Origin of the sequence: Kribbella pratensis, from assembly GCF_004365355.1 — a bacterium.
In the GTDB taxonomy this organism is placed as follows: Bacteria; Actinomycetota; Actinomycetes; order Propionibacteriales; family Kribbellaceae; genus Kribbella.
This window is the reverse complement of record NZ_SODP01000001.1, coordinates 813,473-829,499: the sequence shown is the minus strand read 5'-3', so window position 1 is coordinate 829,499 and position 16,027 is coordinate 813,473. Positions and strand designations below refer to the sequence as shown.

Genomic DNA, 16,027 nt, shown 5'->3' with positions numbered 1-16,027 from the left:
GGGTAATCTGCAAAGCGAAGCCGCGCCATGGGGGGTGCGCTCAGGGCTCACCTGTGCCACCGGAGGCTCCGCTATGAAGAGAGCAGTTCTGGCAATAGTTGCAGTCAGCATCAGTCTGGTTGCCCCTGGCCCCCTGCCCGCGCAGGCCGCCACGACACCCGCGACACCGCCCGCGGACGGCACGTTCCGCAGCGGGCCCGCGCTGGCGCCCACCTGCAGCGGGGTCACGATCAAGACCACCGACAACGCCGCCCAGGTCGTCGACGAGTGGCCGTCCGGTACGACGTTCTGCTTCGCGTCCGGGCTGCATCGCATCTCCGAGACGATCCACCCCAAGGCCGACCAGGTGCTCGCGAGCGACGACGGCGCCGTACTCACCGGATCCGTGCGGCTGACCAAATGGGCCCTGTCCAACGCCGCCTGGGTGACGACGGGCGTCCTGCCGCCGGCGTACCCGCAGACCGGGCAGTGCGAGGACAACAAGACCAACATCTGCTACCTCCGCGAGCAGGTGTTCTACGACGGCAAACACCTGACCCGGGTGGCCTCGCGCGACAAGGTTGCCCGTGGCACCTTCTACGCCGACTACGCCGCCAATGCCATTTACCTGGGTGACATCCCGGTCGGACACACGGTGGAGATGTCGAGTACGCCGACCGCGATCGAACCTGGCGGGAACAACGTCACCGTGCGCGGTCTGACCGTCGAGCACTTCGCCACTCCCCCGCAGGGCGGAGCGGTCGTGCTGGGCCTCGGCTGGCACGTGTACGCGAACGAGATCCGCTGGAACCACGCAATCGGCGCGATGCTCCAGAACGCGGACAGCGCCGTCCTCGAGAAGAACTGGATCCACGACAACGGTCAGCTCGGCGTCGGGCAGTACAGCACGCTGAAGGGCACGATCTCGGCCAACGAGATCAGCGACAACAACACCGACGGCTTCTGGATCGCCGACTGGGAGTCCGGCGGCGTGAAGACGACCTGGTCGAGCGGCGGTTCGGTGACCGGCAACCTGATCCAGGACAACCGCGGCATCGGACTCTGGAGCGACGCGTACGACGACAGCCGCACGTTCAGCAACAACCAGATCATCGACAACGCCGCCGACGGGATCCGCTACGAGATCGGCCGCAACGGCGTGATCGCGGACAACTCGATCAGCGGCAACGGCTTCGGCACCGGCCGCGGTTCGGGGACGTCGCTGTGGGACGGCGGCGGGATCAACATCAACACCTCGTCGAACGTCCAGGTCCGTGACAACGTGGTCGCGAACAACGTCAACGGGATCTCGATCCAGTCCCGCACCCGCGGCTCCGGCCCGTGGGGCACCAACGTGCTCCGCGACATCGTTGTCTCCGGCAACCAGGTGACGATGCGCGGCGGCACCACCGCGACCGGCATGGTGCAGAACTCCGGTGCGGCGATCCCGGCCGGCGAGGTCAGCCTGGACAACAACGTGTACATCCTGGACAGCCTCGCCGCGGAACGGTTCCAGAAGACCGGGCAGTGGTACACCGCGAAACAGTGGCGCGCGACCGGTCAGGACACCGCGAGCGCGTTCACCATCGGCAGAGCCATCCTGGACGCAACCGGCATCCTCACGATCCTCCCCCAGTGAACCAACGCCCACCTACTCCCGCCCATCCCACGCCCCGCCACAACGCCCGCCCACCCCACCCGTCTGCCCGTCTGCCCGTCTGCCCGCGGACGCCGCTGGCGGGTTGTTTGGTCGATGGCGGGTTGTATGGCGGCATCGGCCGAACAACCCGCCAGCGGCGCCCGCGCGGCCGGCAGGGGCCGGGCGAGGCGGCCCCGTGGCGGGTGGGCTCGGGTCGGGTCAGGTTGTCAGGGCGCTGACGTGGTCTACCAGGAGATCGCGGAAGATGGTTGAGTCGCGGAGATCCGGGGTGAAGATGGTGTCGACGTTCAGGAGGGCGTCGACAAGCTCGGCCGGGTCGGGGGTGTCTGCGACGGCGGTTTTGAGGCGGTCGGCCTGTGGGTCGTCGAGATCCGGGGTCCGCAGTACATAGACCATCCAGGCGGCGACGGCGAGCGAGATCGTGCGCGGCTCGGCGCCGGCGGCCAGGCGGTCGCGGACGGTGCCGAGCATGCGGACCGGCAGCTTGACCGAGCCGTCCATGGCGACCTGACGGGTCCGGTGCTTCAGCGCCGGATTCGCGAACCGCTCCAGCACGCTCGCGCCGTACGCCGCGAGGTCGAGGCCGTCGGGTGGGGTCAGGGTCGGTACGACGTCGTCGGTCATGAGTGCCTGCGACAACCGGGACAGCTCCTCGTCGCGGACGGCCTCGGCGATCGTCTCGTAACCGCGCAGCGCGCCGAGGTAGGCGAGCATCGAGTGGGTGGCGTTCAGCATCCGCAGCTTGGCCTGCTCCCACGGCGCGACGTCCGCGGTCAGGACGGCGCCACCCTGCTCCCAGGCCGGACGGTCGCCGGCGAAGTCGTTCTCGATCACCCATTGCAGGAAGGGTTCCGCGACCACCACGGCCTCGTCGCGTACGCCGAGCAGCCGCGCCGCTTCCGCACGGTCGTCCTCGGTCGTGGCGGGCACGATCCGGTCGACCATGCTGGCCGGGAACCTCGTCGCCTCGAACGTCTCGGGAAACTTGCCCAGGGCATCGAAGTAGTCGGTCACCAGCTTGCACAGGAACGGGCCGTTGGCAACCAGGTTGTCGCAGGACACGATCGTCAGCGGCTCCTCGCGCCGCGCGATCCCGGCAGCCAGTTGGCCGACGACCGTCCGCGGCGGGCGGCCGGTCAAGTCGGCCTGGATCTCCGGGTCGTCCAGGTTCAGCCCGGTGCCGGCTGCACGATAGCCCTTCTCGGTGACGGTCAGCGTCACCACGGTGACCGCCGGGTCGGCGATCCGTGCGACCACCGCGTCCGGGTCCTCAGGGGCGGTCAGTACGTCGCGGATGCTGCCGATGACCTGGACGGTCGGATCACCGAGGCCGCGCTCCAGAACGGAGTACAAGCCGTCCTGCGGCGCCAGCTGGTCGCGGACGGTGGCAGAGCGCTGGCTGACGCCCGCGATCCCCCAGCGAGTCTCGCCGGTCGCAACCGCCGCGCGCTCGGTCACCACCGCCTGGTGGGCCCGGTGGAAGGCGCCGAGGCCGAGGTGTACGACGCCGACCGACAGTGCGTGCGGGTCGACCTCGGGCGTGAGGGGCAGATTGGTGAAGCTGAGCCTGGTCAAGCGACGGCACCTTCATTCTGAGGGTTGGGTGTGTGGCGCTGGTCCGGTGCTCTCCCGGACGATCAGCTCCCCGTGCAGTTCTCCGTGCAGTTCCCCCCGCAGTTCCCCGTGGGCGCCGGCCGAGGCGGCGGCGCTCTCCGGGTCGTCGAGCATCGTGAGCAGCAGCTCCACGGCGATCCGGCCGGCCTCCTGCTTGGGCAGGCGGACCGTTGTCAGCGCGGGTCGGGCCATCGACGACATTGCGATGTCGTCGACGCCGACCACGCTCAGGTCGCCGGGGACCGAGAGTCCGCGGGCGTGCAGGCGGGCCAGCAGACCGATCGCGACGAGGTCGTTGTAGGCGACGACAGCGGTGGCGCCGGTTGCGATGACCTGGTCGGCGGCTGCCATCCCACCTTCGTACGTCGGAGCGAAGTTGCCGACCGGGACGAGCTTCGCGCGTAGCTCCTCGGCCGCGTTGCGGAGGCCGAGGCCGCGGTGCTGCGTGGACCAGGAGGTGGCCGGGCCGCCGACCCAGGCGATCCGCTGGTGGCCGAGGGCAACAAGATGGGCGACGGCCTGGCGCATGCCGCCCTCGTTGTCGTAGGTGACGCCTGGAATCCCCTCGGCGGCACGGTTGACCAGGACGACCGTGGTGTCCTGGGCGATAGCCGCGAGTTCGTCGTTGCCGGCCCGGGGCGAGCACAGGATGACGCCATCGACCTGTTTGGACAGCGCACGCACGAGTCCGGCCTCGGCTGCCGGGTCCTCGTCGGTGTCCGCGACGAAGACGGCGACGTCGTGGCGGCGGGCGCGCGCCTGCACACCTTTGGTCACGCTCGCGAAGAACGGGTTGGCCAGATCCGGCACCACCAGGCCGATCGTCCCGGTCCGCCCGGTGATCAGCCCGCGAGCCGCTCGGTTCGGCTCGTACCCCAACTGGTCGACCGCAGCAGCAACCCGCGCTCTCGTTGCCGCATTCACCATCCCCGGCAACGACAACGCCCGAGACACCGTGGAAGGCGACACACCCGCCAACCGAGCCACGTCCCGAATAGTCGCCGCCACACCCACCTCCATCACCCACCGAGCCAACCGAAGCCCACCCGAGCCAACCCGCAGCCAACCCGAGCCCGACTCGACCCGAGCCAACCCGAGCCCGACTCGACCCGAGCCAACCCGAGCCCGACTCGACCCGAGCCAACCCGAGCCCGACTCGAGTCGAGCCCAGCCCGAGGCCAGCTCAGCCCAGTCACAGCCGGTTGCATCCATTCCCTCCCCCGCCCCGAGCGAAGCGAGGGGCGGGTGCTGGTCGGTTTGAGTCTGCAATCGGTTGCAAGCTGTGTCAAGCGGTCAGGGTATGGACGGCTACTTGTGCCGACAATGAGTGACTGCAATCCTTTGCAGGATACGTTTCAGCCCATCGCATCGGAGGACCCATGTCGAAGGCTCTGCAGCCTCACCCGGATCGTGCTTTCCCGGCCGGGGAGGCGCGTGAGGTCGCCCGCCGGATCCACGCTTCGACGAAGGACCTGCCGCTGCTCTGCCTGCACGGGCACGTCGACATCGGACTGTTCGCCACCGACGCGCCGTTCGGCGACCCGGCCGAGCTGCTCGTCGTCCCGGACCACTACGTGACCCGGATGCTGGTCTCCCAGGGTGTCTCCCCCGACAAGCTCGGCCTCCCCCGCCGCGACGGCAAGAAGACCGCCGAGCCGCGAGAGATCTGGCGCGAGTTCTGCGCCAACTGGCACCTGTTCCTCGGCACGCCGAGCCGCTACTGGCTCGAGCACGAGTTCGCCGAGGTCCTCGGCATCACCGTGCACCCGTCGGCCGACAACGCCGACGAGCTGTACGACCAGATCACCGCACGCCTCGCCGAGCCCGAGTTCCGCCCACGGGCCCTGCTCGACCGTTTCAACATCGAGCTGATCTCCACCACCGACGCGGCCACCGACGACCTCGCCCAGCATGCGAAGCTCGCCGCGGACCTGCCCGGTCGGGTCGTCCCGACCTTCCGCCCCGACGCCGTCGCACATCCCGACCGTGCCGGCTGGCCAGAACTCATCGCCCAGCTCGGCACAGCGGCCGACGTCGACACCACGACGTACGACGGATTCCTCGAAGCGATCCGGCAACGGCGGCAGGCGTTCGTCGCGGCTGGTGCGCGCGCCACTGACCACGGCCACCTGAGCGCGGCCGCCGTACCGCTGTCGGATGCGGAAGCGGCCCGGATCTATGCGGGTGCGTTGAAGGGCGACGTGACCGCTGACGACGCGGCGGCGTTCGCGGGCCACATGCTGTACCAGTCGGCGGTGATGTCGGCCGAGGACGGGCTGGTGATGCAGCTGCATCCCGGCGTACTGCGGGATCACGACCCGGCGATCTTCGCGACGTACGGGCCGGATCAGGGGCACGACATCCCCGTGGCGACCGAGTTCACGCGGTCTTTGCGGCCACTGCTCGAGCGGTTCGGGCACGCGGACGGCTTCCGGATCGTGCTGTTCACCGTTGACGAGACCGTGTACTCCCGGGAGCTCGCGCCGCTGGCCGGCGTGTACCCGGCCGTCCGGTTGGGCGCGCCATGGTGGTTCCTCGACAGCCCTGACGGGATGCGGCGGTTCCGTGAGCTCGTGACCGAGACGGCGGGCTTCTACAACATGTCCGGCTTCGTGGACGACACCCGCGCGTACCTGTCGATCCCGGCCCGCCACGACCTGGCCCGGCGGATCGACGCCGGGTACCTCGCCAACCTCGTCGTCCAGCACCGCCTCGACGAGGACGACGCGTTCACCGTCGCGAAGGCACTCGCCTACGACCTCGCGAAGGACACGTACCTCTAGAGCAGGTAGTCTCACGCAGATCTGTTCGCCGGGGGCGGGTACAGCACCGTCGGGTCTGTGAAGGGAACTGAATGAGGCGCGGGGTTTGCGTGGCCGTTGGTGCCGCGCTGCTGATGGTGTCGGGTTGCTCGGGCAAGGGAACAACCGAGCCGCCCAAGTCAGCGCCGTCCGCGACCACCACAGTCACCGTCCCCACCGCTCCCCCGACCGCAGCGGCCGCCGTACTCGGACCGACCGGCCCGAGTACGGCGAAGCCCTGCAGCGGCACGAACATCCCGGTAGGGACCGATCCGCAGCCGATCATCGATGCGGCGCCGCAGGGCACGACCTTCTGCTTCGCCAAGGGCGTGCATCGGCTCACCCGTCCGATCCAGCCACGCAGTAATGACACGCTGGCCGGCAACACGGGCGCCGTACTCAGCGGCTCTGTCCGGCTCACTGGATGGAAGCGAGAAGGCAGCGGCTGGACCGTCCAAGGCGCACTGCCCGCGGCGTACCCGCTGAAGGGTCAGTGTGAGGACAACAAGGCCAAGCCCTGCCAGCTCGGCGAGCAAGTGTTCCAGGACGGCAACCACCTGACCCGCGTCATGAGCCTGAGCCAGCTCAGGCCAGGCACGTTCTTCGGTGACTACCAAGCCAACGCCATCTACCTGAGCGACGACCCGACCGGCCACGTCATCGAGATGGCGAAGACGCAGACCGCGATCGACAAGTCCGCGGACAACGTCACGGTGACCGGCCTGACCATCCAGCAGTTCGCCAGCCGCCCGCAGGCCGGCGCGCTGCAGGCCGGCCGCGGCTGGAAGGTGACCGCGAACGACGTCCGCTGGAACCACGCCGTCGGCATCATGGTGATCGAGGGCGACGACACCGTGGTCAGCCGCAACACCGTCGCCGACAACGGCCAGCTCGGCATCGGGCAGTACAAGTCGGCCGGCGTGAAGATCACCGCGAACCTCGTCACCCGCAACAACACCGACGGCTTCTGGATCGCGGACTGGGAGTCCGGCGGGATCAAGTCCACCCGCTCGTCCGGCGAGGTCAGCGGCAACGACATCATCGCGAACCGCGGTATCGGGATGTGGAGCGACATCGCGGAGTACGACCGCCGGATCACCGGGAACCGGATCCGGGACAACGCGGCCGACGGCATCCGCTACGAGATCAGCTACTCGGCCGTCATCGACCAGAACGTTGTCGAGCACAACGGGTTCGGCACCGGCCGCGGGTCGGGCGGCACGCTCTGGGACGGCGGCGGTATCAACGTCAACACGTCCGCCGACGTACAGGTCCGCGGCAACCTGATCAAGGACAACCGCAACGCGCTGTCGATCCAGTCCCGTACGCGCGGCGACGGTCCGCGGGGCACCTACGTACTGCGCAACGTCCTCGTCGAGGGCAACCTGATCGTGATGAGTGACGCGGCCTCGTCCCTCGGCGTGGTGGAGAACAAGCGCTCCCCAACGCAGCCCGGTGCGATCACGTTCCGCCGCAACAGCTATCAGGGCGCCGACCACTTCGCGTACCGGGGCAAGACCATGACCTGGTCCGAGTGGCAGCAGTCCGGTTTCGACCAGGACTCAGTGAGCAGCTAACCCTCGTCTTCGATGTCGGATGCGGTCGGCGTCGCAGATAGCCGCGGCGACCAGCATGTGCACGGTCATCGACGACAGGTCGGACAGGCCGCTCTCGTTGAGCGAGGCGGCGGTGACATAGGCCAGCAGCAGCGCGCCGGAGGCCCGGATGTACGGCGTGGGCGCGCGCAGGACCGAGACCCACGCGACGATCAGCGCGACCGCGACGATCGCGACCGCCAGCAGACCGGTCTCCCAGTACAGGCCCAGCCAGCTGTTGTCGATCGCCATCACGTCGACGTCGCCCTCGCCACGGGTCAGCAGGACCCGTTTGTTGCCGAGGCCGTGGCCGATGATCGCGGTCTGCGTCGACACCTTCTCGTCGACGACCGCCTGCCAACTCGTCGTCCGGCCGCTCAGCGAGGTGATCTGCCGCGTGCCCTGACCGCGCAGCAACCAGGTGTGCAGCGACCCGATGGTCAGGAACGCGAGCCCGAGCAGCGCCGGCACCGCGAGGCACGCGATCCGGCCGAGCCAGGTCTTGCGGGTGATGATCAGCGCCACCACGAGCCCGAAGGCGAGCGCGGCCGCCGACGTCCGGGTGCGGCTGGCCGCGATCAAGACGCCGCCCAGCCCGATCAGCGTGACGGCCGGCAGTACCGACAACTTCCGGCAGACCAGCCCGATCAACGCCAGCCCGAGCAGGATCGCCCCGACCTCACCGACGCGCGGCGGCAGCATCGGGATGATGACACCCTGCAGCCGGGAGCCGGTGCCCAGCGATCTCAGCGGCCGCCAGGCCTGGCCCGGGTCGTAGACAACGCTCAGTACGACGGTTGCCGCCAGCAACAGGTGGGCCCACAGATGCGCCCGCACCAGTCGCTCCGGCACCTCGACCAGCGGCCGCCACAGCAGGAAGACGAACAGCAGCCCGATCAGGAACCGGGCCAGCCGGGTCAATGGCCCCATCGGCTCCGCCAGCAGGAACGCGGTCGCACACGCGAACAGCACGTACATCACGTACAGCCAGCTGGCCGGATTCACCCGGGTCCGGAACCCCGGCTTGGTCGCTGCGAGCGCGACCAGGAAGACCACCCCGAGCAGCACGCCCTTCGCGATGCTGTTCGTGGACCCGGTCGTGCCCTGCGGCGCCGCGACCCGCGACGACCAGGGCTGTACGCCGAGCACGAACAGGCACCACAGCATGAGCCAGAACCAGGCCGGCCGCTGGATCTCGCCCTCGACCGTCCCCGGCACCGCCGGGGCCAATCGATGCGCGCGCGAGTAGGTGCTCTGCATCAGCGCATCGGCGGAGCCGAGTCCAGCGGCTTGTAGTTCAGCGGGATCCCGAGCGTCTCGTCCTGTGGCGCCGCTCCGATCAGTACGACACCGAGCACCGGCGCGCCCGCGAACTGCAGTGCACCGGTCAGTCGTGCGACGTCCATCTCCTTGTCGAGACCGACCTGGACCACCAGCACGGAAGCGTCGACCGCCGCGGCCAGCGGCGCGATGCCGTGCCGTCCGACCGAGGCCGGGCCGTGGATCACGACGGAGTACCCCGGCGGCAGGTCCGCCACGATGCCGGGCACGAGCGACGGGCCGACCGCCTCGGCGGTCTCCTCGTGGTTCAGGCCGGGCGGCAGGACGTACAGGTCCGCGACCGTGCCCGGGCGGAACAGTTTGCGGGCCCGGATCGCCCGGGTCGCGGCCGGCTCCATCACCAGGTCCGTGAGCCCTTCATGACCGGTGAGATGCGGCAACACCGGCGTACCTTCGATGTCGGCCAGGACCAGCAGGGTCTCGCGGCCGTCGCGAGCGTTCGCCTCGGCCATCGCGAGCGCGATGCCGGCCGAGTTCGGCGTGGGCGACGCCGAGACCACCAGTAGTGCGCCCGGACCGCCGCCCGAGAACGTGCGGGGGCTCAGCTCGCGACGCGCCAGCGCACCACTCGCCTCGGCACCCAACGCGGTGATCTCGTACTGCGGGAGTTCCGGGGCCGACCGCTGCCAGAACCGGCGCCGATGCCCCTCGGAGGCCGCGATCACGGGCGAGCTCGTCGCCCGCGCCGCCTGGTCCCGGGTCAGGATGTACGGCGTCAGGTGCGACCGCAGCAGCGCGAGGCCGAAGCCGAGGACCAGACCGAGGATCCCGCCGACGAGGATGTCGCGGGCAACGATCGGCGACGAGCTGGCGGTGTCGGTCGTTGCCGGCGTCACCAATTGGCTCCCGGCGCCGACCGTGGACAGTGCCTTGAGCATCGCGGCCGCGTCGTCCGCGGCCTGCCGGGCCTCGGTCGCGAGGCCGACCCGCTGATCGCGCAGCGCGGCCGCGGTCTGGTTGTCGCCGCGGCCGACCGCCTCGTCGATCTGGCTGACCAGGCTGCGCGACTGCTGGGTCGCCGTCTTGGACCGGGCCTGCGCCTGCTCGGCCAGGTTGGTGAGCAGTGCCTTGGCTTCGGTGTTGCGCTGCGCCAGGTAGATGCTGGCGATCGCGTTGGCCCGATCGACCGCCGTCTGCGCCGTCGGTCCGTCGGTCGTGACCAGGTAGGCGTTGTCGGTGACCGCCTTCACCCGGGTCACCGACGCCAGCTCCTGGATGGTCTTGTCGTCGGTCGGCATACCGAGCTGCTTCACGACGGCGGCCAGCAGCGTCGGACTGGCCATCACGCGGGCCTGTGTCTCGGCCGGCAGGTCCATCCCGAGCGGACCGGTCTTGTCGGCGCCGTCCGACAGCTTCCCGACCAGCGCCGGCGGCACCGCCGGGCCGATCACCAGCTGGCTCGAGGCCGTCCACCGGGTCGTCTGGGAGAGCGCGAACACGGAGGCTCCGAGCAGTCCGAGCACGATGCAGCCCATGATCAGCCACTTCTGCCGCAGCAGAGACTGAGCGGTTTCCCGCCAGACCACGGTGCCCGGTTCCATTGCCTACCTCACTCCGTTGACGCCAGCGCCTCAGGATATAGGCACCGGAATGTGATCACAGCATCTCCTCCGGTGCCCTACTCTCTTCTCGGGGGAATCTGGGGTTATCACTTTTATGTCCAAGGGGGGACATCGCAGCATGACGAAGAGACGACTGTTCACGCGGCTGGGGGTCGTGGGCACTCTGCTCGCCGGTGCGCTGGTGGTGGCGTTCGCGCCGCCCGCGCAGAGCATCGAGGCCTCGCTCTCGGCGGTCAACAGCTCGACCTGGCAGACCAACGCCAGCGTCCAGGGCATCGCCGTCGCCGCCGGCAAGGCGTACGCCGGAGGCCGCTTCACCAGCGTGCGTCCGCCGGGCGCCGCCGCCGGGACCGGTGAGGTCGCCCAGGCGTACCTGGCCGCGTTCGACGCGACCACCGGCGCACTGGTCACCTCGTTCAACCCGGTGCTCAACGGGCAGGTGTACGCCGTGGCCGCCTCCGCGGACGGCTCGCGGATCTTCGTCGGGGGTGACTTCACCACCGTCAACGGCCAGACCCGGAACCGGATCGCCGCCTTCGACACCGCCACCGGAGCACTGGTCGCGAACTGGAAGCCGTCCGTGTCCTACCGGGTCAAGACGATCGCCGTCTCCGGAACGACGGTGTACTTCGGCGGCTCGTTCGGCCTGGTGAACAGCCTCACCCGCAACAGGCTCGCCGCGGTCACCACCGACACCGGCACGCTGCTGCCGTGGGCGCCGGACGTGAACGGCGACGTGTACGCCGTCGACGCTGCCGATGACGCCTCCAAGGTGTACGCCGGCGGCCAGTTCAGCACCGTCAACGGCACGAACCAGAACACCGTGACGAGCCTCGACCCGGTGAGCGGCGCAGTACTGCCGTTCCCCGGCGCCTCCGCAGTACCGCCGCCGAACGGGTCCTGCACGACCCGGGTGAAGTCGATCGACGCCAGCGGCGACACCGTGTACTTCGGCAACGGCGGTGACGGCGGCGGCTGCTTCGACGGCACCTGGGCGGTCGACATCGCGACCAACACGCTGAAGTGGAAGAACCAGTGCCTCGGCGCGACCGAAGCGGTCAAGGTCGTCAACGGCTGGCTGTACAAGGGCTCGCACGCGCACGACTGCGCCAACCAGGGCGCCGGCGGCTTCCCGCAGGGCTTCGACTACCGCTTCCTGCTGAGCGAGAAGCTGTCCGACGGCTCGCTCGGTCCGTGGTACCCGAACACCGACGCGGACCCGAACAGCGTGACCAACGTCGGTCCGCTGGCGTTCGCGACCAACGGCAGCGACCTCTGGGCCGGTGGCGACTTCCTGCATGTCAACGACGTCGCGCAGCAGGGTCTGACCCACTTCACCAACGCTGTCCCGGGTGCGGCGCCGGCCAAGCCGGCCAAGCTGCTCCCGTACAGCGTCCAGCCAGGCGTCGTACAGATTCACTTCCCGACCGTGGTCGACAACGACGACAGCACGCTGACCTACCGGCTGCTGAAGGGATTCACCAACACCACGATCGCGACCTGGACGGCCAAGTCCACGCCCTGGGACCGGCCGTGGCTGAGCTACACCGACACGTCCTCCGCGCCGGGTGAGTCCACCAACTACCGCGTCGAGGTCACCGACGGCAGCACGACGGTCCGCGGCAACTACTCCGACCCGGTCACGGTCGCATCGACCGCCTCGACGGCGTACGACCAGATCGTCAACGCCGACGGGCCGCAGGCGTACTGGCGGCTCGGCGAAGCCGCCGGCACGACGACGTCGGTCGACGCCTCAGGTCAGAGCAACAACGGCACGTTCACCGGCGTGACGCTCGGCGGCGCGGGTGCGATCGCGGGCAACACGGCGATGACGACCAGCACGAGCACCGGCCGGATGATCGGCGAGAAGGGGTACAGCTTCCCGCAGCAGTTCACGGTCGAGGCGTGGGTGAAGCAGAGCGGTATCGGCCGCGGCGGGCGGATCATCGGCTTCGGCAACGGGAAGACCCAGAGCAGCGCGATCAACGACCGGATGCTGTACATGCGGACCAACGGCTCGATCGTCTTCGGTGTCAACGACGGCGCACAGCGCACGCTCACCAGCCCGTCCGGCGAGAACGACGGGCAGTGGCACCACGTCGTCGGCACGTTCGACAACGGGATGATGAAGCTGTACGTCGACGGCGTCCTCAGCGGCAGCTCGCTGGTGGGTCAGGCGTCGCTGTACTACGGCTGGTGGCGCGTCGGCTACGACCTCACGAACTCGTGGCCAGGCGGCGGAGCGACCCAGACCGGAATGGGGATCGACGAGGCGGCGGTCTACCCGTACGCGCTGACTCCGGCGCAGGTCCAATCCCACTACGCAGCCAAGTGAACTGTGCTATCCAAGTGAAAAGGCCGCTTTCTGCAAGGTTTGGCACAAAGCTATAACGCGGTTGGGAGGCCCGCTTCCGGTGGGCCTCCCACAGCGGTAATGTCCGCCGCTGGTGCGTGATGAGGCACGCGCTGTACGCCCCCGCCTGTCGAAGGACATAAATGAAGAAGTTAGTGCTGGCCCTTGTCACCGCAGCGGCTGTCGTGGCCGCGGCGTTGATTCCCTCGGGACCGCCGGTGGAGGCGGCGACTCCGGGCTTCGCATCCGCCGTATCCGCCATCAAGCAGCCGTCGTGGCAGACCAACAACAGCGTGAACGCGCTGGCCATCGCCGGGAACACCGTGTACGCCGGCGGTCTGTTCACCAGGCTCCGCCAACCGGGTATGGCGTCGGGTCAGGCGCCTGAGACGCTTCGCAGCTACGTCGCCGCCTTCGACCGGACCACCGGCAAGCCGACCGCGTTCGCGCCGACCGTGAACGGCCCGGTCTACGCGATCGCGACCAGCCCGGACGGCAAGTGGGTGGTGATCGGCGGCGACTTCACCATGGTGAACGGCCTGCGGCGCAGCAAGATCGCGATGTTCAGCGTCGCTACCGGCAAGCTCGTGCAGGCCTGGGACCCGGTGGTCGCGGCCCGCGTGAAGGCTTTGGCGATCTACGGCAACAGCGTGTTCATCGGGGGCGCGTTCGGCAAGATCGACGGGGCGGTCCGCAACCGGCTCGGCGCGGTTCGGTTGATCCAGGGCGACCTGCTGCCGTGGAACCCGAACGCCAACAACGACGTGTACGCGATCGACGTGTCCGACAACGGCACCCGGGTGTTCGTCGGCGGTCCGTTCAGCACGATCAACGGCAAGGACCACTACTCGCTGGCGATGCTGAACAACACCACCGGCGCGGCCTTCGACTTCCCGGCCGCGGCGGCGATCCCGAAGCCGACCGCGACCTGCACGACGCGGGTGAAGGACATCGACACCCTCGGCGACAACGTCTACGTCTCCAACGGCGGTGACGGCGGCGGCTGCTACGACGGCGTACTCGCGGCGCAGGTCTCGACCGGCAAGCTGCTGTGGCAGAACAAGTGCCTGGGCGCGACCGAGGCGATCAAGGCGATCGGCAACTGGCTCTACAAGGGCTCCCACGCCCACGACTGCTCGTCGTCGCCAAACGGCTTCTCCAACGGCAGCGGGACGCACTACCTGCTGGTCGAGAGCGCGATCAACGGCAACCTCGGGCCGTGGTTCCCGAACACCGACGCGAACCTGAAGAGCACCACGAAGGTCGGCCCGCTGGCGATGGCCGGCACCGCTACCGACCTGTGGGTCGGCGGTGACTTCCTGCACGTGAACGGCAAGCTCCAGGTGGGCATCACCCGGTTCACTAACGCACCGGGCGGCGCGGCTCCCGCCGTACCGAAGGCGCCGACGCTGAGCGCGACCACGTCCGGCCGGGTCTACGTGACGTACTCCGACGTGTACGACCTGGACAACCTGACGCTGACGTACAACGTGTTCCGCGGTTCGCTGAACGTCGGGTCGCACGCCTACACGTCGTACTTCTGGCAGGCGCGGAAGTCCTACCAGGTGGTGGATCGCGGCCTCAAGCGCGGCTCGACCTACGCGTACCACATCGAGGTCCACGACGGCCGGAACATCATGAAGGGCGCCACCGCAAGCGTGAAGATCCCTTAATCAGCCCGACGTCTGAGGGGCCGGCCCCCAACTGGTGGGTTGGCCCCTGAGATTCTCGCGGCCGAACCCTCCATCTGAGGGGTCAACCCTTCAAACGGACCCGCCCGGCGGGTTGCGCCGTACGGCGGTCAGGCCGTACGGCGGGCGCGGGTGAAGGCAGCGCGGATATCTGCGGCGGTGCGTTCGGGGCGGTTCAGGTCGGACCAGGTGACGCGGACGACCTCGAATCCGAGCGCGCGGAGCCGGTCCTCGCGGTGCTTCTCCTGCACCAGAACGGTTTCCGGCGCCCCGATGTACTTCACCAGCCCGTCGAACTCGACGATCGTGTCGAATTCTGTGAACACGGAGTCGACTCTTCCGATGATCCCGTCCGTGTCCCGGTAGACGACCTGGAGCTGTGGGGCCGGCAGACCCTGGTTGTGCATCAGCACCCGGAGGCGCGATTCGCCGACCGACTCCGAACGTGCGTCGGCGAAGCGGAGCGCGGCACGAGCCGTCGCGCTTCCGGGCCAGAACTCCGTGAGCCGAAGAAGCCTGCGCAGGTCCTGATCGTCGACCAGTCGAGCGTGCATGGTCGCGTCGGCGATGACCACGGTCGCTTCGAACGACGACGTACACGCGGTCTCGACCAGAGCTCGCGGAACGTTTGTGACGGGCAATCCCCCAACTTCGGTCAGGTCTTCAGACGTTAGGTTGCCCCGGTGGAAGCGGACGCCCGCGACGGGTCCGCTATGCCGGCGTACGTCCAGGCGGTTGAGGTGTACCTCCGAAAGATCGATGGCCCACAGCGGGACCCCGTGCAGTACAAGGGCCGACTGGTGGCTGACGGCAACGCTTCCGGGGCGCATCGCGTTCATCACGGCGTACACCGACAGTCGATGCCGGGCCAGCTCCTGGTCCCAGGGTGCGAGCCCGCTGAGGTCCGGCGCTTCGGCGTACTGCCCGTAACGGACGCGTACCCAACGTCCGGCCCGCATCCGGTCACGGATTCCCTGGGGCGTGTACCCGCAGGCGAGCGCTTGCGCCCGGCTGAAGACGCCGCCCTGCTTTCCAGCCAGCCCAGCCAGCACCGGATTCATCCGCCAAGCATCCCGGATCACCCCGCCTCCCACCACGCCGATCGCCCGCCCTGTGGAAAACCCGCCCGCCCCCGCGCCAGCCCCGCGCCCCGCCTGCCCCTCGCCAGGCCCTCGCCAGCCCCCCGCCAGGCGTTCGCCAGCCCCTCGCCAGGCGTTCGACGTCTCAGGGGTCAACCCCGCGGATGGTGGGTTGACCCCCCGGATTCTCGTGGCCGAACCCTCCAACTGCGGGGTTGACCCCTGAGACGTCAAACGGCGATGCGCGGCGGGGGCGGGCGGGGCAGGCGGGGGGCAGGCGGGGGGCAGGCGGGGCGCGGGGCGGCGGGCAGGCGGGGCGCGGGGCAGGCGGGGGGCAGGCGGGGCGCGGGGC

10 protein-coding genes are annotated in these 16,027 nt (G+C 69.1%); 5 read left to right on the top strand and 5 right to left on the bottom strand.

Annotated elements, in window-relative coordinates:
- The first annotated feature begins 73 nt into the window (after positions 1-73).
- On the top strand, positions 74-1,618 hold the full coding sequence (locus EV653_RS03855; RefSeq protein WP_134098000.1) for a right-handed parallel beta-helix repeat-containing protein: 1,545 nt from the start codon (positions 74-76) through the stop codon (positions 1,616-1,618).
- 219 nt (positions 1,619-1,837) lie between these two features.
- Here the strand turns inward: EV653_RS03855 and EV653_RS03850 are convergent, their stop codons facing one another.
- Both EV653_RS03850 and EV653_RS03845 read right to left on the bottom strand, forming a co-directional pair.
- On the bottom strand, positions 1,838-3,214 hold the full coding sequence (locus tag EV653_RS03850; RefSeq protein WP_134097998.1) for a mannitol dehydrogenase family protein: 1,377 nt from the start codon (positions 3,212-3,214) through the stop codon (positions 1,838-1,840).
- 12 nt (positions 3,215-3,226) lie between these two features.
- Positions 3,227-4,207, bottom strand: a complete 981-nt coding sequence (locus tag EV653_RS03845; protein WP_238159544.1) for a LacI family DNA-binding transcriptional regulator — start codon at positions 4,205-4,207, stop codon at positions 3,227-3,229.
- A 425-nt stretch (positions 4,208-4,632) separates the two neighbouring features.
- Here EV653_RS03845 and uxaC point away from each other — a divergent pair, with 425 nt between their 5' ends.
- On the top strand, positions 4,633-6,036 hold the full coding sequence (uxaC, locus tag EV653_RS03840) for a glucuronate isomerase (protein ID WP_134097994.1): 1,404 nt from the start codon (positions 4,633-4,635) through the stop codon (positions 6,034-6,036).
- An 89-nt stretch (positions 6,037-6,125) separates the two neighbouring features.
- Entirely contained in the window at positions 6,126-7,631 is a 1,506-nt protein-coding gene (locus EV653_RS03835; RefSeq protein WP_238159543.1) for a right-handed parallel beta-helix repeat-containing protein, read from the top strand.
- Here the strand turns inward: EV653_RS03835 and EV653_RS03830 are convergent.
- The gene (locus EV653_RS03830) at positions 7,617-8,909 is read right to left on the bottom strand and encodes an O-antigen ligase family protein (protein ID WP_134097992.1); all 1,293 of its coding nucleotides are present in this window, start codon (positions 8,907-8,909) and stop codon (positions 7,617-7,619) included. The genes EV653_RS03835 and EV653_RS03830 overlap by 15 nt on opposite strands.
- A complete protein-coding gene (locus EV653_RS03825; protein WP_134097990.1) occupies positions 8,909-10,531 on the bottom strand; it encodes a Wzz/FepE/Etk N-terminal domain-containing protein in 1,623 nt (540 codons plus the stop codon). Before EV653_RS03825 ends, EV653_RS03830 begins: the two co-directional genes overlap by 1 nt.
- A gap of 139 nt (positions 10,532-10,670) precedes the next feature.
- On the opposite strand from EV653_RS03825, the gene EV653_RS03820 reads away from it, so the two are divergent.
- Both EV653_RS03820 and EV653_RS03815 read left to right on the top strand, forming a co-directional pair.
- Complete coding sequence (locus EV653_RS03820; RefSeq protein ID WP_134097989.1) at positions 10,671-12,887, top strand: LamG-like jellyroll fold domain-containing protein; 2,217 nt, start codon at positions 10,671-10,673, stop codon at positions 12,885-12,887.
- 161 nt (positions 12,888-13,048) lie between these two features.
- Complete coding sequence (locus EV653_RS03815) at positions 13,049-14,578, top strand: fibronectin type III domain-containing protein (protein ID WP_134097987.1); 1,530 nt, start codon at positions 13,049-13,051, stop codon at positions 14,576-14,578.
- A 128-nt stretch (positions 14,579-14,706) separates the two neighbouring features.
- Here the strand turns inward: EV653_RS03815 and EV653_RS03810 are convergent, their stop codons facing one another.
- The gene (locus EV653_RS03810) at positions 14,707-15,657 is read right to left on the bottom strand and encodes a type IV toxin-antitoxin system AbiEi family antitoxin domain-containing protein (protein ID WP_134097985.1); all 951 of its coding nucleotides are present in this window, start codon (positions 15,655-15,657) and stop codon (positions 14,707-14,709) included.
- Between the last annotated feature and the right edge of the window lie 370 nt (positions 15,658-16,027).